Origin of the sequence: Lamprobacter sp. (assembly GCF_034860625.1) — a bacterium.
In the GTDB taxonomy this organism is placed as follows: Bacteria; Pseudomonadota; Gammaproteobacteria; order Chromatiales; family Chromatiaceae; genus Lamprobacter.
On the sequence record NZ_JAYESN010000022.1, the window covers coordinates 17,144 to 38,494 of the forward strand.

A 21,351-nucleotide genomic window follows, 5' to 3' on the forward strand; every position below is an offset into this window, starting at 1 on the left:
CCGCTTCCCTGTCCATCGCGGCGCCCTTGGCCAGTCTAGGGATCAGCCATCGCGAGCCAGCCACAGGGCGCCTTGATCTGCTCCTGTTCACGTCTCTGTGCCCCGATGAATGTCTCGGCAGGCGTCTGTCCTCCGATCGTTGCCTGGAGAAGCGCTGCGATTGAACCCTTTAAACGCTGCCCTAACCTCCCTCCCAGTAGGGCGTTTATGCTAACCCACCTTCTCGATTCCGCATCCTCTGAACGGATGCAGGTTGCCTCGAGGAGCGAAAGATGACGAGCAAAGCAATATGGGCAAGACTGATTTGGACTCTCAGGTGCTAGATGCACTGACATCGGGTCAAGCGATCCCGGTGCTGCCGCTACGCGACGTCGTTGTGTATCCGCACATGGTGATTCCGCTCTTCGTCGGTCGGGACAAATCCATCAAGGCGCTGGATGCGGCGATGACCAGCGACAAGCAAATCCTGCTGGTCGCCCAGAAGAATGCCGATGTCGATGATCCCTCGGTGAAGGATCTGCATCAGGTCGGGACGCTTGCTAACGTGTTGCAGCTGCTGAAGCTCCCCGACGGCACGGTCAAAGTCTTGGTCGAGGGCCATCAGCGCGCCAAGGCGAGCCGCTATCTATCGACGGACGATGCCTTTAGCGCAACCGTGACGCCGCTCGGTGAGACACTGGAGGCCAGCGAGCGCGAGCAAGAAGTGCTGATGCGCTCGGCGGTGGCCTTGTTTGATCAATACGTGAAGCTCAACAAGAAGGTGCCGCCGGAGGTTTTGACCTCGCTGGCCAGCATTGATGAGCCTAGCCGTTTGGCCGACACCATGGCCGCGCACATGTCGCTGAAGCTCGACGAGAAGCAGCATGTGCTCGAGATGGTCGACGTGCAGCAGCGCCTCGAGCATCTGATGGGCCTGATGGAATCGGAGAACGATATCCTGCAGATGGAGAAGCGCATCCGCGGCCGCGTCAAGCGGCAGATGGAGAAGAACCAGCGCGAGTACTATCTGAACGAGCAGATGAAGGCGATCCAGAAAGAGCTCGGCGAGCTTGAGGATGCGCCCAACGAGCTTGAGGATCTGGGCAAGCGTATCGAAGCGGCTGGGATGCCGAAGGATGTGAAGGAGAAGGCCACCGCGGAGCTCAACAAGCTGAAGCTGATGTCGCCGATGTCAGCCGAGGCGACGGTGGTGCGAAACTATGTCGATACCCTGGTCTCGGTGCCTTGGAAGAAGCGCACCCGGATTCGCAATGATGTTACCGTGGCGGAAAAGGTGCTCGATACCGATCACTATGGGCTCGAGAAGGTCAAGGAGCGCATCACCGAATATCTGGCCGTGCAGCAGCGCGTACGCAAGCTGAAAGGGCCCATCCTCTGCTTGGTCGGTCCGCCTGGCGTCGGCAAGACCTCGCTTGGTCAATCGATTGCGCGCGCGACCAATCGCAAGTTCGTGCGCATGTCCTTGGGAGGTGTGCGCGACGAGGCCGAAATCCGCGGCCATCGGCGCACCTACATCGGCGCACTACCGGGCAAGATCATCCAGAACCTGTCCAAGGCCGGTTCGCGCAACGCCTTCTTCTTGCTCGATGAGATCGACAAGATGGCGATGGATTTCCGTGGTGATCCGGCCTCGGCCCTGCTTGAGGTGCTAGACCCGGAGCAGAACAACACCTTCAACGATCATTACCTCGAGGTCGATTTTGACCTCTCGGAGGTCATGTTCGTGGCCACCGCGAATACGCTGAACATCCCGCCGGCGTTGCTCGATCGCATGGAGGTGATCCGGCTCTCGGGCTACACCGAGGATGAGAAGATCAACATCGCCGAGCGTTATCTGATCCCGAAGCAGATGAAGAACAACGGTCTCAAGAGCGGCGAGCTGGTGATCCGTGAGGCGGCCCTGCGTGACCTGGTGCGCTACTACACGCGCGAGGCCGGGGTGCGTAACCTCGAGCGCGAGATCTCGAAGATCTGCCGCAAGGTGGTCAAGGAGATCTTGCTGACGAAGCGCGAGAAGACCATCACCGTCACCGCCAAATTGCTGGATAAGTACCTAGGCGTTCGTCGCTTCCGCTTCGGTCTCGCCGATGAGCATGATCAGGTCGGCCAGGTGACCGGTTTGGCCTGGACCGAGGTCGGGGGCGAGCTGCTGCGTATCGAGGCCGCGCTGGTTCCGGGCAAAGGTAAGTTCACCTTTACCGGGCAGTTGGGTGACGTGATGCAGGAATCGATCCAGGCGGCAATGACGGTGGTGCGCTCGCGTGCTGAATCGCTTGGGATTGATCCGGATTTCCATCAGAAATACGATATCCATATCCACGTGCCCGAGGGGGCGACGCCGAAGGACGGACCCAGCGCTGGCGTTGCCATGGGCACCGCGCTGGTCTCGGCGCTCACCAAGGTGCCGGTGCGCGCGAGTGTCGCGATGACCGGTGAGATCACGCTGCGGGGCGAGGTGCTGCCGATTGGCGGCCTGAAAGAGAAGCTGCTCGCGGCGCACCGTGGTGGCATCGAGCAGGTGTTGATTCCGCACGAGAATGAGCGCGACTTGGTCGAGATCCCGAAGAATATCAAACAGAACCTTGATATCCGTCCGGTGCGTTGGATCGATGAGGTGCTCGAGCTTGCCCTGGCTGCGCGTCCGGCACCAAGGCCTGAAGGAGACGAGGCACCACAGGAGGCGGCGCCCCCCGTCGAAGACGGCAAAAACGCCGAGTCTGGCGTTCGTACACATCACTGACCGGCGCTCGGCGTGCATTGGCGATGGCCGAGCCAGCGCCACAATGCGCGCCGAGCCTCGGTGGCTGCTTGTTTTGGGTTGACACCTCTCAGGCCGTCCTTAACAATCGGCGGCTGCGGTCGACAAACCGGGCCGTTTCTGACAGTTGCGGCTTAGGGTCTAAGGCTGCGGCTACGATGGCAATTTCGCAAAAGGCAAACCTGCGCCAAGGCACGGCGCCAACCAGGGGGACACATGAATAAATCAGAACTCGTTGACGCAATGGCCGAGGCGGCTGATATCTCCAAGTCGGCAGCATCGCGTGCATTGGATGCGTTGACAGAATCCGTTGCGGTCACCCTCAAAAACGGTGATTCGGTCTCGATCATCGGCTTTGGTACCTTCAGCGTTAAAGAGCGCGCGGCGAGGGCGGGCCGCAACCCGCAGACCGGCGCGACCATCCAGATCGCGGCATCAAAAAATCCGTCCTTCAAGGCTGGTAAAGCGCTGAAAGACGCGATACAATGATTGCTTAATTCGGGACGGTTGTTGCTGAGCCTCAGGCTCGTTGCGCCAATCCCCTAGGATGCGTCTATAGACCTTCGAGTCAGTCTCCCTATGTGGGAACAGATGATCGGGGGTGCTTAGCTCAGCTGGGAGAGCATCGCCCTTACAAGGCGAGGGTCGCAGGTTCGATCCCTGCAGCACCCACCATCGCTCGGCTTCTGAGAAAACAACGACGCCACAGTTTCGCGGAGTGGTAGTTCAGTTGGTTAGAATACCGGCCTGTCACGCCGGGGGTCGCGGGTTCGAGTCCCGTCCACTCCGCCATCTTATTGATACGGGGTATCCGCTCTGGATACCCCGTTTTCATTTGTCCTGTCATTCCCTCGCACGCTGAGTCCTACGAGCTATGTTGCAGGAGATTCGAGAACGCGCACAGGGTTGGGTCGCCTGGGCCATCGTCATCCTTATCACCATCCCCTTTGCCTTCTGGGGCATCGACTCGTACTTCGGCGGAGGGGCCGAGCCTGTTGTCGCGAGCGTCAACGGCACCGAGATCACCGAGCGAGCCTTTAATCAGGCGGTGAATCGAACGCGTATCCAGCTCAGAGACCGGTTGGGCGATGCCTATGATCCGGCGTTGTTCGATGAGCTGCGGATTCGCGAGCAGGTGCTGGAGCGCATGATCCGCGAAACCCTGCTCTTGGAAGACTCCAGAGCCATGGGGCTGCGAACCTCCGATCAGGCCATTCGCGCAGCCATTCTGAGCGAGCCGGCCTTTCAGCGGAATGGCGCGTTTTCGAACGCGGGGTACGAGCAGGTACTTCGACTGCAGGGCCTCAGCCCGGCTGCCTATGAAGAGTCTTTGCGCACTGAACTGCTGCTCAGCCAGTTGCCGCGCGCTATCCGTGAGACCGCGTTCATCACCGATGCCTTGGCTGAGCGGAGCGCGCAACTGGTGCATCAGGAGCGCATCCTCTCCTACCTGAGAGTGCCCAAGTCATCAGTCGAGGCCGCTGTCGATCCGCCGACGGATAAGGCCATTGCCGACTATTACGACAGCCATCCGGAGCGGTTTGCAACGCCGGAGCAGGTGCGTGTTCGTTATCTCTTACTGGATGCGGCTGAGCTGTCGGCGCCCGACCAGTCGATCGACGAGGCCAGCTTGCGTGAGCACTATGAGCTCAAGAGGGATGACTACAGGGTTCCTGAGGAGCGCAAGGTTCGCCATATCCTGCTGAGCCTGCCAGCCGATGCCGATCAACAAAGGCTCGAAGAGACGCGTGAGCGGCTCCAGATCATCCGCCAGCGGATCATCGCTGGCGAGCCCTTCGCGGCGGTCGCGGCCGAGGTCTCTGACGACCCGGGCAGCGCCGATCAGGGGGGCGATCTAGGCTGGGTTAGCCGCGGTGCGTTTGATGCGGCCTTCGAACAGGCGGTCTTTGCGCTCGAGCCCGAGACCTTGGGCGAGCCGGTGCGCAGCCGCTTTGGTTATCACCTCGTCGAGGTTTTGGAGGTGCGTGGTGGCCAGCCGCAGCCCTTCGAGTCGGTAAAGGAGTCGCTCATCGCTGATTTGAGTAGCGGCAGTACTGAGGGTGTTTTCTTCGAGCAGGCAGAGCAGCTGGCGACGCTGACCTATGAATCACCGGATAGCCTCATCCCCGCGGCCGAGACCCTCGGGCTGGAGGTGCAGCTGAGCGACTGGATCGATCGCAGTGGTGGCGAAGGCCTGTTTGCCAATCCGCGCCTGGTTGGCGCCGCGTTCAGCGAGGAGGTGCTGGCGCTCGGCAACAACAGCGAGCTGATTGAGCCCGATCCCGAGGCCTTGTTGGCCTTGGTGCTGCGCGTTGCCGAGCATCGCGAGCCTTCGGTGCGCCCGCTAGAGGAGGTACGCGACGAGATCCTCGCATTGCTCGAGGCGCAGCAAGCGGCTGATGCGGCTGAGGCAGAGGCCCAGGCGATCGTCGCGCGGGTAGAGGCTGGAGAGGCCTTGTCCCTGGCCGCGGAAGGCTACGAGATCGTCGAAGATCTGCGGGTTGCTCGGACTGCGAGCGATCTGCCACCCGAGGTGACGGAGCTTGCGTTCTCATTGCCTCGCCCTGCCGCCGAAGGCGAAGTGTCCGTTGGTCGCGCCAGCGCGACTGACTCCGGGGACGCCTTTGTGGTCCTGCTTTCCAAGGTTCAGGATGGCGATTTGGCGCAGCTTGATGCGGGCGCGCTGGAGGCCGAGTCGCAGATGTTGACCCAGACGCTGGCGGCGGCTGATGTCGAGGCGTTGTTGGCGGCGATGCAGGCGCGGGCGAAGATCAAGCGTACTCCGGTCGGCTCCGACGAACCGTTCTGAGGCTCATACACAGCGCGCCTCCACCCAGAGGATGCAAGCACAGCTTCTTCCGGGTCAAGGGTGCATGGGTTGAGGCATGCTGCGACGTTCATGGTGGGCGAGCGCCCACCATGCGTCTCAGCCTAGCCAAGACCGAGGATGTGATAACCAGTATCGACGTAGAGCACGTCACCAGTGATGCCCGATGCGAGGTCGGAGCAGAGGAAGGCGCCGGCGTTACCTACCTCTTCAATGGTGACATTGCGTCGCAGCGGCGTGCGCTCCTCCACCTGCTTCAACATCGAGCGGAAATCGGCGATGCCCGCTGCGGCGAGGGTGCGGATGGGGCCTGCTGAGACGGCGTTCACCCGGGTCCCCTCCGGGCCGAGCGAGGCGGCTAGATAGCGCACGTTGGCCTCTAGGCTGGCCTTTGCGATCCCCATGACGTTGTAGTTGGGCACGGCGCGGACGGCGCCGAGATAGCTCATGGTGAGGATGGCGCCATTGCGCCCCCGCATCAGCGGCCGCCCGGCCTTGGCCAAGGCAGCCAGGCTGTAGGAGCTGATATCCTGTGCCGCGGCGAACCCCTCGCGCGTGACGCTGTCGACGTAATCGCCCTCGAGCTGATCCTTGGGCGCGAAGGCAATCGAATGCAGGATTCCGTCCAGTCCATCCCAATGTTCGCCGAGCGCGGCGAAGCAGTCATGGATTTGCTCATCGCTGGAGACGTCGAGCGGGAGGACGAACTCGGCGTCACATTGCGATGCCAAGTCTTCGACGCGGCCCTTGAGCTTCTCACCTTGGTAGGTGAAGGCCAGGGTCGCGCCTTCGCGATGCATGGCCTGGGCAACGCCCCAGGCAATTGAGCGGTTACTGGCAACCCCGGTAATCAGGATACGTTTCTCGGACAAGAAGCCCATATAGTCTCTCCAGGCGAACAATGTGTAGGATGGGAGGCGCTGTGGACCGCCCATGCTCGAGGCAGCCCTTAACGTTACAGAAACTCAGCCAGCGCGGAAAGCATCTATGTCGCGAGCCTGTCGCTTCTTGCCGTTGCCGATGGTCATTCTGCTTCTGTTGAGCGGTTGCGGTCAGCCGCCTTGGAACAACCCCTATCCTGAGTCGCAGTCGGGCAAAAACATCCTCTATGGCGCCTTTACCGAACGGCCCAAGCATCTTGATCCGGTGCGCTCGTATAGCTCGAACGAGTATGCCTTCATTGCCCAGATCTACGAGCCACCACTGCAATATCACTTTCTGAAGCGGCCCTATGAGCTGGTGCCGCTGACCGCGGTTGCGCTGCCCGAGGTCCGCTATTTGGACGCGGATGGGGTGCCGCTGCCCGCGGATGCCGATCCGAGCCAGATCGCCATCAGCGAATATCTGATCGAGATTAGCCCCGGCATCCGCTATCAGCCGCATCCAGCCTTCGCCCAAGACGATGATGGTGGTTACCTTTACCACCAACTCGACCCTCAGGCGGTCGCTCGGATCAATGCCCTTGATGATCTGCCAGAGACCGGCACTCGTGAGCTGATCGCTGAAGACTATGTCTACCAGATCAAGCGGCTCGCCACGTCCTGGCTGCATTCGCCCATCGCTGGGCTGATGGGCGAGCATATCTTGGGGTTTCAGGACTTGACCAAACGGATCGAGGCCATGGCGCCTACTCCAGTGGGGGGCGAGCGGCTATTCTTCGACCTGCGCCAGGTCGAGTTCGACGGCGCCGAGGTCATTGATCGCTACCGCTATCGGATTCGGCTCGAGGGCCGTTACCCGCAGTTCGTCTATTGGCTTGGCATGCCGTTTTTCGCGCCCATGCCCTGGGAGGCCGAAGCCCTCTATGGGCAGCGTGGAATGAAGCAGAATAACCTCACCCTGGACTGGTACCCGGTCGGCACCGGCCCTTTCATGCTCAGTGAGAATAATCCAAACCTGCGCATGGTGCTGACCCGGAATCCGAACTTCCACGGTGAAGGCTATCCGACTCAGGGCATGCCAGAGGATCAGGCGGCGGGTCTGCTCGCCGATGCCGGCAAGCCGCTGCCCTTTATCGATCGGGCCATCTATAGTCTCGAGAAGGAAAGCATCCCGTACTGGAACAAGTTTCTCCAAGGCTACTATGACAGCTCCGGGATCAGCTCGGATGCCTTCGATCAGGCGATCCAGTTCGATGCAGCGGGCGAGGCGGGCCTCACCGACGAGATGCGCGAGCAGGGCATCGAGCTGCTGACGGCGGTTCAAACCTCGATCTGGTATATGGGCTTCAACATGCTCGACCCTTTGCTCGGCGGTGATACCGAGCGCGCGCGTTTGCTGCGCCAGGCGATCAGCATTGCGGTCGATTTCGATGAATACATCTCGATCTTCGCCAATGGCCGCGGTCTCGAGGGACAAGGACCGATTCCGCCGGGCATCTTCGGTCATCGCGATGGCGAGGCCGGGATCAATCCCTACGTCTTTGACTGGCGAGATGGGCGCGCAGTGCGCAAGCCCTTAGAAAAGGCCAAGGCGCTGCTCGCCGAGGCTGGCTATGCGGATGGCCGTGATCCTGAGACTGGCCGTCCCTTGACCCTCTACTATGAGGCGATGGACGCGGGCCCCGACGGCAAGGCGCGCCTGAACTGGATGCGCAAGCAGTTCGCCAAGTTGGGTATTGAGCTGGTCGTGCGCGCCACCGATTACAATCGCTTTCAGGAGAAGATGCGCAAGGGTACCGGCCAGGTCTTCATGTGGGGCTGGAATGCAGACTACCCGGACCCGGAGAACTTCTTCTTTCTGCTCTACGGGCCCAATCGAAAGGTCGATGGCGGAGAAAACGCGGCAAACTACCAGAACCCGGAATTCGATCAGCTGTTCGAGGTGATGAAGAACATGGATGATGGTCCGGAACGGCAGGCAGTGATCGACCGCATGCACGCCATCTTGCGTCATGACGCGCCCTGGTCGTTCGGCTTCTATCCGCAATCCTTCAGCCTGCATCATCAATGGCTCGAGAACGTGAAGCCGAATCTGATGGCGAATAACACCCTCAAGTACCGCCGACTTGACCCCGAGATTCGCGAGCAGCTGCGCAAGGCCTGGAACCCTCCCGTGCTCTGGCCGATCGGGCTGCTGGTGGTGATCCTGATCCTGGGCGCCATCCCGGCGTTGATCGTTGCGCGCCGGCGCGAACGGAGCCGGGCACAATGAGCGCCTATATCCTGCGTCGACTGCTCTACGCGATCCCGATCTTGGTGGGCGTCAACCTGATCACCTTCGTGTTGTTCTTCGTCGTCAATTCGCCTGACGATATGGCCCGGATGCAGCTTGGCGACAAACGCGTGACCCAGGAGGCGATCGACACCTGGAAGGCTGAGCATGGCTACGACAAGCCATTGCTGTTCAACGCCGAGGCCAGCGGGCTCGGCGCCCTGACCGACACCATCTTCTTCGATAAGTCGCTGAGGCTGTTTGCGTTCGACTTCGGTCAGTCCGATAGCGGTCGCAATATCGGTTTCGACATTCGCCAACGCATGTGGCCCAGTCTGGCGATTGCGCTACCAACCTTGCTGGTCGGGCTCGCGATCTCAATCAGCTACGCCTTGATGATCCTGTTCTTCCGTGCGACCTATATCGATTTTGGTAGCGTGGTTCTATTGGTCGCAATGATGTCGATCTCCGGTTTGTTCTATATCATCGGCGGCCAATTCCTGATCGGTAAGCTGTTCCATCTGGTGCCGATCTCGGGCTATGACACTGGTCTGGAAGCGCTGAAATTCCTGATCTTACCGGTGGTGGTGGGGGTGGTCGCGGGTATCGGCAGCAGCACTCGGCTTTATCGCACCTTCTTCCTTGAGGAGATCAACCGCGACTATGTGCGCACTGCCCGAGCCAAGGGTCTGCGCGAGCGCAGCCTGCTGTTTCGGCATGTGCTGCGCAACGCCTTGATCCCGATCCTCACCGGCGTGGTCGCGGTGCTGCCGTTGCTGTTCATGGGGGCACTGATCATCGAATCCTTCTTTGGCGTTCCAGGTCTCGGCAGCTATACCATCGATGCCATCAGTCGTCAGGATTTCTCGATCGTGCGCGCGATGGTCTTTCTTGGCTCGGTGCTCTACATCATCGGTCTCATCATGACCGATATCTCCTATACCTTGGTCGACCCCAGGGTCAGGCTGTCTTGAGGAGGCTGCCGTGCCGGTCATTCTGATCACCGATGCGCTGATTTTCCTGCTCATTCTGGTTGGCGTCGGCTTCGGGCTCTATGCCGCGCGCCATGAGCATTTACGGGGGCCCTGGCGCCAGGTGGGACGCTCGCCGGTGGGTGTTGCCGCACTGGTGGTGATCCTGTTCTATGTCGGCATCGGTCTGCTCGACTCGCTGCATTTTCATCCGCTTATTGAGTCCGTGGCAGAGGTTGCTGCGCCGGAGGAGCCAACCTCAACCTATTCGACCCAGATCATTTCGGTGCTTGATCTCTGGCTCAGTGGTCTGCGCGAGCGCCAGGAGAAGACCTTCTCGGCCCCCTTTGCGACCCATCTGTTCGTCAAGGAGCCGATCGAGCAGCCCGATGGCGGCTTGATCCGTGGCTATCCGCGCCTTGAGCACGGAGGGGCGCACCTCGCTGATCCGTCACAGCGCGGCGTCGATCTCCTGCTGCGAGGACTCCTCGGGCTGGTCAAGGGCCTGACCCTCTGGGCCGCGCTGATGGTGACTCTGATCGCTCTGCTCGCCTTACGCTGGCGTCAGCCATTCCATGACAGCGCAGGTGCGATCTGGCGCGGCGAGACCAAGGCCCCTTGGCGTGTCGCCTTGATCACGGTCGGGCTGATGCTCCTGCTCAGCCTCGTCGCCGCGGAGTGGGCGGCCAAGTACCATATCCTCGGCACCGATAAAGTGGGCGAAGATGTGCTCTATCAGAGTCTCAAGAGCATTCGCACCGGGTTGGTGATCGGCACCCTGACCACCCTGGTGATGTTGCCGGCGGCGGTCATCCTGGGGATCATGGCCGGCTATTTCGGCGGTCGCACCGATGATGTGATCCAGTACCTGTACACAACCCTGAACTCCATCCCTGGCGTGCTGCTGATCGCGGCCGCGATCCTGATGTTGCAGGTCTATATGACTAACCATGCCGATCAGTTCCAGAGCCTGGTCGAGCGCGCCGATCTGCGTCTGTTGTTCCTTTGCATCATCCTCGGCATCACCAGTTGGACTGGGCTCTGCCGGCTGTTGCGCGGTGAGTCACTGAAGCTGCGTGAGACCGACTACGTCTTGGCCGCGCGCGCGCTGGGCGTGCGCCACTCGAGAGTGATCGCGCGTCATATCCTGCCCAATGTCCTGCATATCGTGATGATCACGCTGGTCCTGGATTTCAGCGGTTTGGTGCTGGCGGAGGCGGTGCTGTCCTATGTCAACATCGGTGTCGACCCGACCATGAACAGTTGGGGCAATATGATCAATAGCGCACGGCTCGAGCTGGCGCGTGACCCGGTGGTCTGGTGGTCGCTCCTGGCCGCCTTTGTCTTTATGTTCTCGCTGGTGCTGGCTGCTAATCTGCTTGCAGACGTGGTTCGAGACGCCTTCGATCCTCGACTGCGCGCAGTCTCCTGAGCGTGCTGCGTCGGCGCCTTATGGCCTGGGAGCGACCTTGCCTAAGACCTATCTAATGATGATCCGCCACCTGGGCCTGTCTCGATGAGCGATGACTTGCTTCATGTCTCCAATCTGACCGTCGAGCTGGGGCGCGGAGAGCGCCCAGTGCGGGTTTGTGATGGCATCGGCTTCTCGATCCGGCGCGGTGAGACCCTGGCCCTGCTTGGCGAATCAGGCTGTGGCAAGTCGATGACGGCCTTGTCTTTGATGCGGCTGCTGCCCTTGACGGGCCGCATCCTGGGCGGCTCGGTGCAGCTCGAGGGCAACGAGCTGCTGGCGCTGACCGAACGTGAGATGCGCAGCCTGCGGGGCGGGCGCATGGCGATGATCTTCCAAGAGCCGCAAACCTCGCTGAATCCGGTGCTCAAGGTGGGGGAGCAGATCGCCGAGGCGGTGCGTCTGCACAAGCGCTTGTCGAAGACAGCGGTTGCCGAGCGCGTGGTCGAGCTGCTGCGCGCGGTCGGTATCCCCGACCCTGCGCAGCGCGCCGGCGAGTTTCCGCATCAGCTCTCGGGCGGAATGAAGCAGCGGGTGATGATTGCGATCGCGTTGGCCGGTGATCCACAGCTGCTGATCGCCGATGAGCCGACGACTGCATTGGATGTGACCATCCAGGCGCAGGTGCTGCAGCTGCTCAAGGGGCTGCAAGCGCAGACTGGGATGGCGGTGTTGCTGATCACTCATGATCTGGGTGTGGTCGCCGAGACAGCGGATCGGCTAGCGGTGATGTATGCCGGTCAAATCGTCGAAGAGGCCAGCGTCGATGCCTTCTTTGCCGCACCGGCGCATCCTTATAGCCGCAAGCTGATGGAGAGCGTGCCCAGCGCGAGCAAGCGCCGTGGTGAGCTAGCGGTGATTCCGGGGCGGGTGCCGCCCCTCGATCAGCCGTTTGTTGGCTGTCGCTTCGCCGAGCGCTGTGGCGATGCTGTATCCGCCTGCCGTAACGCCCCGATTGCCTGGTATCAGCCCAATCCTGAGCAGCAGGTGCGTTGCCTGCTTTGGGCCGTGGGGCCGGCCCGCTTCGAGGAGACAGCCGCTAGGGGGCTTGCAGCAGACAGCATCCAAGTCGAACCAGAACCAGAACCAGAACCGGAAGCAAAACCCGCGGATGCCGAAACACTGGAGGCGCCCTCGGCTCCGGCCGCATCGGTGACTGAGCCTGAGCCGCAGCCACTGCTGGCGACCGATGGCCTGCAGGTGCACTTTCCGATCCAGCGTGGTCTGTTTCGCCGCAGGGTCGGTCAGGTAAAGGCCGTCGATGGGGTTGATCTGCGCCTGAAGGCCGGGCAGACCCTCGCCTTGGTCGGCGAGTCGGGCTGCGGTAAGACGACCATTGGCAAAGCGATCCTGCGGCTCGAACCGCCCACGGGCGGCCAGGTGCGCTACCAGGGGGTTGATCTGGCATCGATTCGGGCCGGGCAGATGCGCCGCTACCGCAAGGATCTGCAGATCATCTTCCAAGATCCCTTCGCCTCGATGAATCCGCGCATGCTGGTTGGTGACATCGTGGGAGAGGGGCTGCAGTCGCTCGGGCTCGAGAAGAGCCGCTCGGCACGACGGCGTCGGGTCGCGGTGCTGTTAGAGCAGGTCGGCATTGGTGAGCAGGCGATGGACCGCTATCCGCACGAGTTCTCCGGCGGCCAGCGCCAGCGTATCTGCATTGCGCGGGCGTTGGCGGTCGATCCCAAGCTGATCGTTTGCGATGAGCCGACCAGCGCCCTGGATGTCTCGGTGCAGGCGCAGATCCTGAATCTACTCAAGCGGCTCCAGGATGAGCTGGGGCTCAGCTACCTGTTCATCACCCACGATATCTCGGTCGTCGCCTATCTGGCGCATGAGGTCGCTGTCATGTATCTAGGCCGTGTCGTCGAGCAGGGCACGGCCGCCGAGGTGCTTGATGAGCCCCGCCATCCCTATACCCAAGCCCTGCTCTCGGCGGTGCCGATGATGGATAAGGCTGAGCGTCACCAGATCATCCGGCTCGAGGGCGACATGCCGTCACCGGCTGCACCTCCGGCCGGTTGCCACTTTCATCCGCGCTGCCCTTGGGCCATCCCGGACTGCGCGCTAGCCTATCCGCAATCGATTCAGCTCAGCAAGACGCACAGCGCTCGCTGTTTGCGCATTGACGCCTGACGTTTGATGCCTGAGCGAACGCCCATTGACCCATAGATCTCAAAGACACCGCTGAGACACTGTGGCAGGATAGACCCTAGCGGGCAAAGGGTAGACAATGAGACCCCTGTCCAAGACCTAAATCCTGGAATATCATCATGGGCTATCTCGAAAATTGGTTGCTCGGCATCGCGACCTTTGTCGCGCTCGTCGTCTTTCTGTATTCCGTCTTTGATATCGCTCGGCGGCTCCTTGCCCGTTTAGCGCTGCACTTGTGCCGGATGCGCAAGGCCCCGGAAGGCGGTTTTATCTGTGAGATCAAGCGCAAGCTCCATGGCTATGTTTCGAAGTCAATGACCTCGCGCCTGATTATGCTGGCTGTTTCGTTTGGCATACTATTGTTCATCATCATCGAGCACTCGCCAAAGCTCTGATCGGCGCTGGCGGCCGCCAACTCCCTGTGTCGGTGGCGCTCATCCCTGATCCCCGAGAGCCAGCCCGCGTCTGATACTCCCGTCTCCTGGACGGCTAGTCGACAGCGATCGGCAGGCTGCCATTCGTCGAAATAGGTATTTCTGTCCATGTCCATTGCGATGGCTCAGTTCCTAAAATCTCATGGACTGGTGCGTAACCCGTTCATCGAGGAAGAAGCGCAAAACGACAAGGTCTTCGAGGATCTGCTCAACCAGGCCGGCTACACCTTCAATCATCAGGCTTGGGACAAGTTTTTCGGAGATCCGCCAGGACGCGGTACCTCGATGATCTTTGGCGTCAAGGGCAGCGGCAAGTCAGCCCTGCGCCTAGCGTTGGAAAAGAATATCCAGCACTTCAACCACCTGCATCAGGATGGGGATCAGGAGCAGAAGCGCATCCTGCTGCTGCACTACGATGACTTCAACGGCTTCCTCGAAGCCTTCAAGCGCAAGCGGGAGCAGGATCGGCGCCGCGAGGTGGCGGTGACGCTGAAGGATTTTGGCCTTGCCCAACATCTGGATGCGATCTTGGTCTGTGGCATGGAGGCCTTGCTTAAGGAGGTCAAGGATGCTGACCTCCACTTGGAGAAATTGGAGCAATACCGGCGTCATGATCTGATGATGCTGATGGCCTTCTATGTCAGCGGTCCCCCAGATCGCTATAACCGCATCATGACGTCACTCTCCAAGCGTTTGATGCCACGGGGACTGATTGGTGGCTTCTTCGCGAGTCTCAAGGAGTCCAGCGCCGCACTGCTCTCGCTGGGCCTGTTGCCCTTGGTCCGCAGCGCCTTCTATCGCGGCGTTGCGCGCGCAGCGGAACGAGAGATCCTGGTGCGGGACCGCAATGCCAAGGATGTCGAGCGTGCACTGCGCTCGATTCCCCAGGGTTACCTCAAGGACCAGGATGTCAAGCGGACCGGTTGGCGTGATGACGACGATGTGCGCCGGCTGTTCGCCACCAAGTTCATCGATGTCGTGCTCAGCCTTGGCTATCAGCAGATCGTGGTGGTGATGGACAAGGTCGACGAGCCTTCTTTAATCAATGGTGACCGCGAGCGCATGGAGGACTTCGTCTGGCCGCTCTGGAACAATCGCATCCTGCAACTGCATCCGAACCTCAGCTTTAAGATGTTGCTACCGCGGCAGCTCTATGAGGCGGTGCGCAAGGCCAGTTCGGAGAAGGCCAATGAGGCACGCTTCGACAAGCAGAAGATCATCTATCCGTTCCGCTGGGGCGATAAGCAGCTGTTCGACATGATGTCCGCGCGCTTACGTATCTGTCGCGAAGATCCCACCGACCCCTATCCGCTCGATCAGCTGTTCGCGTCAGTGATCCCGCAGCGCGAGATCCTCGGCGCCCTTGATAAGCTGCGCCAGCCGCGCTTCGTGCTCAACTATCTCTATCGGCTCATCGCCGAGACCTGTGCCCAGGCCGATCAGGTCGACGATGCGCCAGTCCGGGTCTCGCACGAGGTCTTCTATCAGATCACGGCCACGATCGGCGAAGACATCAAGCAGTACTATCAGACCTTGGGCGAGAGCCCAGAGTAGCGCGGATCAATGCACGCCTGAGACCGGCATCATGTCGATGTCGCAAGCGCCGCCGACGGTGACGGAGTGTTCGCGGCCGCTGCCACTGCAGGATGCGCCGCGATCCTGAATGCGGCAGTTGAGCGCAAGCGGCTTGCCGGCGGTGAGCCAGCTTGGGGTGCGCCGGTAGCGGCCAATGTTCGAAAAGCGGCAGCCACTGGAGACGCCATAGGGCGTGCAGCCACCACCACCACCGAGGCTGACCTTTCGGCCATCGACGATGAAGCCCGGGTAATTGTCCTCGACGCGCACCGCATCGATGGGCCCTTCTTGATCGAAGCGGAATGCTTTGAATCGGTAGCCGCTGCCGACGCGGTCGTCAACCTGAATCCGGGTATTGGCGATCAAGACATGGTCGGAACCCTTCTCAGCCACCGCGCCCGACATATATTCGACCCGCTGATGCTGCGGAAAACATTTGCCCATCGCTGGTGGATGGTAGTAGTGGCGTAGCTCAGTCAGGTCATTGAGGCTGTTGCCGGGGAAGAGGGTTGTCAATGCTGCTGTGCCGCCGTAGAGGATGGTCTCGGCGTCGCCGACACTTTGGCTGTAGATGCCCTGATACAGAGGGTAATCGCCCTGGTTGGCGAGATCAGTGCGCAGATAGCAAGAGGTGAGGCCGGAGATCTGGGTCAGGTAGGCGTCCCAGATATTGTATTGGCCGACATCCGAGGAGATGCCCTGGAAGTCGCCGGGGAACTTGCAGCCCTGTCGCTTTAGGCATTGTCCAACCCCGCGATTGCGGATCGAGAGCACGACGACGTTGCGCTCGCAGGCCCCATAGGCGGTGCAGCCGCGATCGAGATGCCCCTCAAAGATGGCGGTGCGCATGCTGTAGTCCAAGTGCTTGGCGCGGGCGAGAGTGGTGGCGTCCCAGCGCCCGTCGTGCTTGGCGATGAAGCGGTTCCAAGCGCTGGCGAGCCGGGCGCGCCGCCCGATGGCGTCTCGATCGACAGCGGCGCACTCGGGGGAGTTGTGGAAGACCCGAATGATCTTGTCCAGCTCGGTCTTGCCGGCGCGCTCGGCGGCCGCGGGGTCACCCTTGCCGGGCGGATCGAAGAAGGGCGGCTTCTTGAGCACATAGAGGTCGCGCACGTTCAGTACGTAACGGACGCTGCTATCGCAATGATGATTCTCGACCTTCAGTGACGCGCGCTCGGCGAAGATCTGCTCGAACTTGCGCGTGGCGGCCTGGCCGTTGTGCTTGGACGGATCGACGACCACCTCGAAGCCAACGTATGGGGTGCCTTTCGCATCAGTGAGTGCGCGCCCGTTTCGAACGACAAGGCAGGGGATCACCGAAGTGCCCTGGGCCAGGCTGCCAGCTGGGCTACCTGGGCCATTGGCCCCGATGCTATAAAAGGGCATCTCAAGCGGGCCGTTGAATTTGTAGAGCGTCATCAAGGGTGTTGCCGGGACAGCGGCTGCCGTCAGGGCTGGAAGCGCGAGGAGCAGACTGCCAAGCAAGCCGATCAGGCTGATACGGGCATGCGGCTGTCTCGAGGGCGTGGAGTGGGGCATCATTCAGTCTCAGCGTTTGGTGAATCCCGCGCTCGACTCGAACGCTGTGGACCCGTGTTTCTCGTCCGCTGGATGATGCCCGGCTTTGGGTTTTTGCTCAACGCGCAAGGGCCCCGATGCAGGGCCCTTGCAGGTTGTTGTTGGAGACGAGCCTGATGGCTCGCTGGCAGAGCGAGCTGTCAGATCCGAGTTCGAGCTGTCAGATCTGGCGTCTGGCTGGCTTTAGAGCTCGAGCTGGACGCGCAGCTTGGTCATGGCGTTCTTCTCGATCTGGCGAATGCGCTCGGCTGAGACATTGAATTGCTGGGCTAACTCGTGCAGCGTCTGCTTGCGTTCGTTCAGCCAACGCTCGCGCAGGATGGTCTTGCTGCGCTCATCCAGCTGGTCGAGTGCGGCGAACAGGCGCTCACGCTGCCAGTCGTCGTTGTCTTCACGCTCAAGGGCGGTGCCAGGCTCCATCCGCATATCTGGAAGATAGGTTGAGGGGGCAGAGGGCGATTCGTCGTCATCGTCCTCGTGTCCGTCGAAGGACATATCGTGGCTCGAGAGCCGCGACTCCATTTCGAGGACGGTCTCAGGCTTGACGCCGAGATCGGCGGCGACGTCATCGACCTCCTGCTTGGTGAACCAGCCAAGGCGCTTCTTCGAGCTGCGAAGATTAAAGAAAAGCTTACGCTGAGCCTTGGTGGTGGCCACCTTGACGATGCGCCAGTTGCGCAGGATGTACTCGTGGATCTCGGCGCGAATCCAGTGCACAGCGAAGGAAACGAGCCGAACGCCGACGTCGGCATCGAAGCGGCGCACTGCCTTCATTAGGCCGACGGTGCCTTCTTGGATCAGGTCGGGCAGCGGAAGGCCGTAGCCGAGGTAGCCACGGGCAATTCGGATGACGAATCTCAGGTGTGACAGCACCAAGCGTCGCGCTGCCATCATGTCCCCGTTGTCGCGCAGTCTGATGGCGAGGGAGCGCTCCTCTTCGGCGGTTAGGACGGGAATCTGGTAGGCGCTCGAGATGTAACTATCGATGTTGCCAGTCGATAACGTTCCAATGGCCGCGATGTCGTTGGTCATGATGGAATACCCTAGTGTTTTGCTCGGGAATAATGCTAGCAGGCTTGGCGACGTTTCACAATAGTCGCGACAGGGTTTTCGAGCAGGCTTTGAACGGAAAGTTCCTATGTCAAAGGCTAGACAATACCGAAGATACCCTCGCTGATCTACCGGTTTTGGTGTTAAGTCTTCGATGCCTTGGTACTCAACAAGTTCGCCCGTTTCCGTTAATCGGCGTCAACGTTAGGCGTTAGGATCGGCTGACAGTCGGCTTTAAAGATCGTCGCAGAGATCAAGGTGGCGGCCGACCGCGATCCAGCTGCCGATGATGCCGAGCAGCGTGCTGCCGAGCAGCAAGGCGCCAAAGTCTGCGAGACCGAGACCCTGGATGCTGAAGGTCTTGTGGTAGACGGCGGCGATACTGGTAGCCTGAGCGGAGAGGAGCCAGACCATCAAGGTGACGAGCAGTCCAGCGAGCAGGCCGCCGAACAGGCCATACCAAGCGCCGCTATAGAGGAATCGGCGACGGGCAAAGCGAGGCGTGGCGCCAACTAGGCCCATGATGCGGATCTCGTCGCGGCGATTCTCGATCTCGAGTCGGATGCTGTTGCCGACCACAAGCAGCACACCAAGCCCGAGCAGCAGCGCGAGCAGTGCAACAGCGGCCTGCACGAGGGCAAGAATGGCCTGGAAGCGTTGTGCCCAGTGCGCGTCCTCGCGCAGGAAGTCGACCTCGGGGAGTGCCTCAATGCGCTCAATCAACGCGGTCAATGGGGCAGGCTCGAGCGCTGCGGGCTTAAGCTGCAGTTCGAGCACCACGGGCAGCGGGTTCTCGCTCAGCTGATCCAGTGCAGCGCCAAGGCCGCTGTAGGCGCGAAACGCGCTCAATCCCTCAGCGCGCGAGATGAGCCTGAGCGCTTCGACCTCTGAGAATTGCTGCAAGCGCTGTCCTAGCTGCGCCCCCTGCGCTTCATCGATCTCGGCTTCGAGAAAGACCGAGACGGAGGCGCTGCGCTGCCAGTCGCCGCCGAGTCGCTTCACATTGTCGAGGGCGACGACGAGCGCGGTCGGCAATGCGAGCGCAATCGCGACCGCGGACAGGGTCATGAGGGTGCCGAGTGGCTGCTGCAGCATTCGGTACAGTGTCGAGATCGCGGTCTCGCGATGTTGTTCGAGCCAGGCCGACAATCGGCGCTGGATCAGGCCGCTGCTGCCGACATGGCGGTTGCCTTGCCGGTGACGCAGAGATCGCGTTTGACGTTGTGCCATCTACCAGTTCCCAGAGTCGGCAACCAACCGGCCTTGGTGCAACCGAAGGATGCGATAGGCCATGCGGCTGATCCGCTCCTGATCATGGGTGGCGATCATTAGGGTGACGCCGACCTCATGGAAGCGCTCGAACAGATCGTAGATCTCGCCCGCGAGCTCGGGATCGAGATTGCCGGTGGGCTCGTCGGCGAGGATGATCGGGGGGCGGCCCACGATGGCGCGCGCGATTCCGACCCGCTGTTGTTCCCCGCCGGACAGCGCAACCGGCTGCGCGCGCTCGAAGGCCAGGAGACCGACTTGGTCGAGGGCTGCGCGCACCCGGCGGCCGATCTCCCGGTTCGGCAGGCCAGCGGCTGCCAGCGGCAGCGCCACATTCTCATAGACGCTGCGATCATTGAGGAGCCGGTGGTCTTGAAAGATCATGCCGATGCGGCGCCGATGAAAAGGAATGCGTCGACGCGGCAGCTCGCCGAGTGAGCGTCCATCGACGATCACCTGGCCGCGGGTCGGTCGTTCAAGGAGGCCGATCAGCTTGAGCAGCGTGCTCTTGCCAGCGCCCGAGTGGCCGGTCAGGAAGGTCATCTCACCAGCGGCGAGCTCGAAGCTGAGGTCTTTCAGTGCCTCGCCACGCGCCGGGTAACGCTTATTGACATGCTCGAAACGGATCACGGGCTCAGCAGCGCATTAAGGAAGCTATCGGCGTCGAAATGGCGCAGGTCTTCCACCTTCTCGCCGACACCGATGAAGCGGAATGGCACCTTGAGCCGGTCGGCGATCGCAAAGATGATGCCGCCCTTGGCCGTGCCGTCGAGCTTGGTCAGGGTGATGCCAGTGAGCGGCAAGGTCTCGTTGAACTGCAACGCCTGCTGCAGTGCATTCTGCCCAGCCGTCGCGTCGACCACCAACATCACCTCATGCGGCGCCTCTGGGTCGATCTTTTTCATCACCCGCGCGATCTTTTTCAGTTCTTCCATGAGGTTCGATTTGGTGTGCAGGCGCCCAGCGGTGTCGGCGATCAACACATCGATGCCGCGTGAGGTGGCCGCTTGTAGCGCATCGTAGATCACCGAGGCCGGGTCAGCGCCGGTGTGCTGGGCGATGACGGGTACCTGATTGCGCTCGCCCCAGCTCTGTAGCTGCTCGACGGCGGCGGCACGGAAGGTATCGCCAGCAGCGAGCATGACGCTATTGCCTTCGTCTTTTAGTTGCCGCGCGAGCTTGCCAATCGTTGTGGTCTTTCCGGCGCCGTTGACGCCGACCATGAGGATCACCTGGGGTCGGCCCTGCGCTGGCTGCTTGACCGGTGTCGTGCTGGTGACCAGGATGTCGGACAGCTCACGTCGCAGTGCGGCGAGAAAGGCGTCCGGCTCTAGCGCCTCGCGCCGCTTTATCCGATAGGCGAGGTCGTCGATGATGCGACGCGTGGCTGGCACGCCAACATCTGCAGCGACCAGTAACATCTCTAGCTCTTCGAGCAGGTCTTCGTCGATCTCGGTTCGGCCCGAGACCAAGTCACCAATATCGGCATTCAAGATCGCCCGGGTGCGCGCCAGTCCGGCCTTGAGTCCGGCAAACAGGCGCCGTTGTTGCGCGTCATCCTCTTCGCGCTTGGCTGTGGCGCGGGCGATGGCCTCGCCAAGGCGGCCCTGGCCGGGCTCGCCCTCGGCGGGCGCATCAACACCTTGATGCCGGGACTGCGGCGGCTCATCGAGCGCCTGTTCAGCCCTTGCTGGCTCTGAGGTCGTCTTCTGCGCCGACCTCGGCTCTGGCTTTGCGCCCGTTGTCGACTCCGGCGCAGTTCCCCGCCTGAGCTTGTCTAGCAGTCCAAACGAGGGTCTGCTCGACGCGGGCAGCTCAGCCTCTCGTCCGTGCGCGCTGGGCGTCAGCGGTTGGTCGGCGATCTGGTCGGCGTCCTTGGCTTCCGCTTGACGCTGTTTTTTCTTTCCGAATCCGAACATGGGTGCTATGACAACTTGTTTGGTAGTAGTGCTTGTTAGGTGAAGCTTGTTGACTGAGGCTTGTTGACTGAATCTGATGACTCGAGCGAGTCGATGAGGCCGCGCGATTTCGGTGCTAGAGTGACCGGGCCGCCATATTGTAACAACGCGCGTACGTCGCCAACTTTCCAGACAAGTGAGTTTCCAGTC

The 21,351-nt window shown here is 61.1% G+C and carries 15 protein-coding genes and 2 tRNA genes; 11 read left to right on the forward strand and 6 right to left on the reverse strand.

The features are described 5' to 3' along the window. Positions 1-289 precede the first annotated feature (289 nt). From lon to VBE63_RS08010, 5 genes are all read left to right on the forward strand, one after another. The gene (gene lon, locus VBE63_RS07990) at positions 290-2,740 is read left to right on the forward strand and encodes an endopeptidase La (RefSeq protein WP_323682488.1); all 2,451 of its coding nucleotides are present in this window, start codon (positions 290-292) and stop codon (positions 2,738-2,740) included. A 165-nt stretch (positions 2,741-2,905) separates the two neighbouring features. Next, entirely contained in the window at positions 2,906-3,247 is a 342-nt protein-coding gene (locus VBE63_RS07995) for an HU family DNA-binding protein (RefSeq protein WP_323682520.1), read from the forward strand. A gap of 110 nt (positions 3,248-3,357) precedes the next feature. Further along, positions 3,358-3,433 (forward strand) — tRNA-Val (locus VBE63_RS08000). Positions 3,434-3,473: 40 nt separating this feature from the next. Continuing rightward, positions 3,474-3,550: transfer RNA gene (locus VBE63_RS08005), tRNA-Asp, on the forward strand. 82 nt (positions 3,551-3,632) lie between these two features. After that, on the forward strand, positions 3,633-5,567 hold the full coding sequence (locus VBE63_RS08010; RefSeq protein WP_323682489.1) for a SurA N-terminal domain-containing protein: 1,935 nt from the start codon (positions 3,633-3,635) through the stop codon (positions 5,565-5,567). A gap of 122 nt (positions 5,568-5,689) precedes the next feature. Here VBE63_RS08010 and VBE63_RS08015 read toward each other — a convergent pair whose 3' ends face one another. Continuing rightward, a complete protein-coding gene (locus VBE63_RS08015; RefSeq protein WP_323682490.1) occupies positions 5,690-6,466 on the reverse strand; it encodes an enoyl-ACP reductase in 777 nt (258 codons plus the stop codon). Between the two features lie 106 nt (positions 6,467-6,572). Between VBE63_RS08015 and VBE63_RS08020 the strand changes: the two genes are divergently transcribed. From VBE63_RS08020 to VBE63_RS08045, 6 genes are all read left to right on the forward strand, one after another. Beyond that, positions 6,573-8,738: an ABC transporter substrate-binding protein gene (locus VBE63_RS08020; protein ID WP_323682491.1), complete on the forward strand. Its 2,166-nt coding sequence runs from the start codon at positions 6,573-6,575 to the stop codon at positions 8,736-8,738. Further along, positions 8,735-9,712 carry an ABC transporter permease gene (locus VBE63_RS08025; protein ID WP_323682492.1) on the forward strand — a complete coding sequence of 326 codons (978 nt, stop codon included), beginning with the start codon at positions 8,735-8,737 and terminating at the stop codon, positions 9,710-9,712. The genes VBE63_RS08020 and VBE63_RS08025 overlap by 4 nt, the downstream gene beginning before the upstream one ends. Before the next feature lie 10 nt (positions 9,713-9,722). Next, positions 9,723-11,141, forward strand: coding sequence for an ABC transporter permease (locus VBE63_RS08030; protein WP_323682493.1), 1,419 nt, complete (start codon positions 9,723-9,725; stop codon positions 11,139-11,141). 84 nt (positions 11,142-11,225) lie between these two features. Beyond that, positions 11,226-13,319: an ABC transporter ATP-binding protein gene (locus VBE63_RS08035; protein WP_323682494.1), complete on the forward strand. Its 2,094-nt coding sequence runs from the start codon at positions 11,226-11,228 to the stop codon at positions 13,317-13,319. Between the two features lie 137 nt (positions 13,320-13,456). Continuing rightward, a complete protein-coding gene (locus tag VBE63_RS08040) occupies positions 13,457-13,732 on the forward strand; it encodes a hypothetical protein (RefSeq protein ID WP_323682495.1) in 276 nt (91 codons plus the stop codon). Positions 13,733-13,879: 147 nt separating this feature from the next. After that, a complete protein-coding gene (locus VBE63_RS08045; RefSeq protein WP_323682496.1) occupies positions 13,880-15,325 on the forward strand; it encodes a hypothetical protein in 1,446 nt (481 codons plus the stop codon). A gap of 6 nt (positions 15,326-15,331) precedes the next feature. Here the strand turns inward: VBE63_RS08045 and VBE63_RS08050 are convergent, their stop codons facing one another. The 5 genes from VBE63_RS08050 to ftsY all read right to left on the reverse strand — a co-directional run bounded on the left by VBE63_RS08050 (position 15,332) and on the right by ftsY (position 21,162). Beyond that, the gene (locus VBE63_RS08050; RefSeq protein ID WP_323682497.1) at positions 15,332-16,888 is read right to left on the reverse strand and encodes a hypothetical protein; all 1,557 of its coding nucleotides are present in this window, start codon (positions 16,886-16,888) and stop codon (positions 15,332-15,334) included. A gap of 219 nt (positions 16,889-17,107) precedes the next feature. Then, positions 17,108-17,956: an RNA polymerase sigma factor RpoH gene (rpoH, locus tag VBE63_RS08055; RefSeq protein ID WP_323682498.1), complete on the reverse strand. Its 849-nt coding sequence runs from the start codon at positions 17,954-17,956 to the stop codon at positions 17,108-17,110. Positions 17,957-18,208: 252 nt separating this feature from the next. Next, the gene (ftsX, locus tag VBE63_RS08060; RefSeq protein ID WP_323682499.1) at positions 18,209-19,204 is read right to left on the reverse strand and encodes a permease-like cell division protein FtsX; all 996 of its coding nucleotides are present in this window, start codon (positions 19,202-19,204) and stop codon (positions 18,209-18,211) included. Next, positions 19,205-19,873 (reverse strand): cell division ATP-binding protein FtsE, encoded by a 669-nt coding sequence (ftsE, locus tag VBE63_RS08065; protein WP_323682500.1) that lies wholly within the window; start codon positions 19,871-19,873, stop codon positions 19,205-19,207. It abuts the gene before it with no gap. After that, positions 19,870-21,162 carry a signal recognition particle-docking protein FtsY gene (gene ftsY / locus VBE63_RS08070; protein WP_323682501.1) on the reverse strand — a complete coding sequence of 431 codons (1,293 nt, stop codon included), beginning with the start codon at positions 21,160-21,162 and terminating at the stop codon, positions 19,870-19,872. The genes ftsE and ftsY overlap by 4 nt, the downstream gene beginning before the upstream one ends. Between the last annotated feature and the right edge of the window lie 189 nt (positions 21,163-21,351).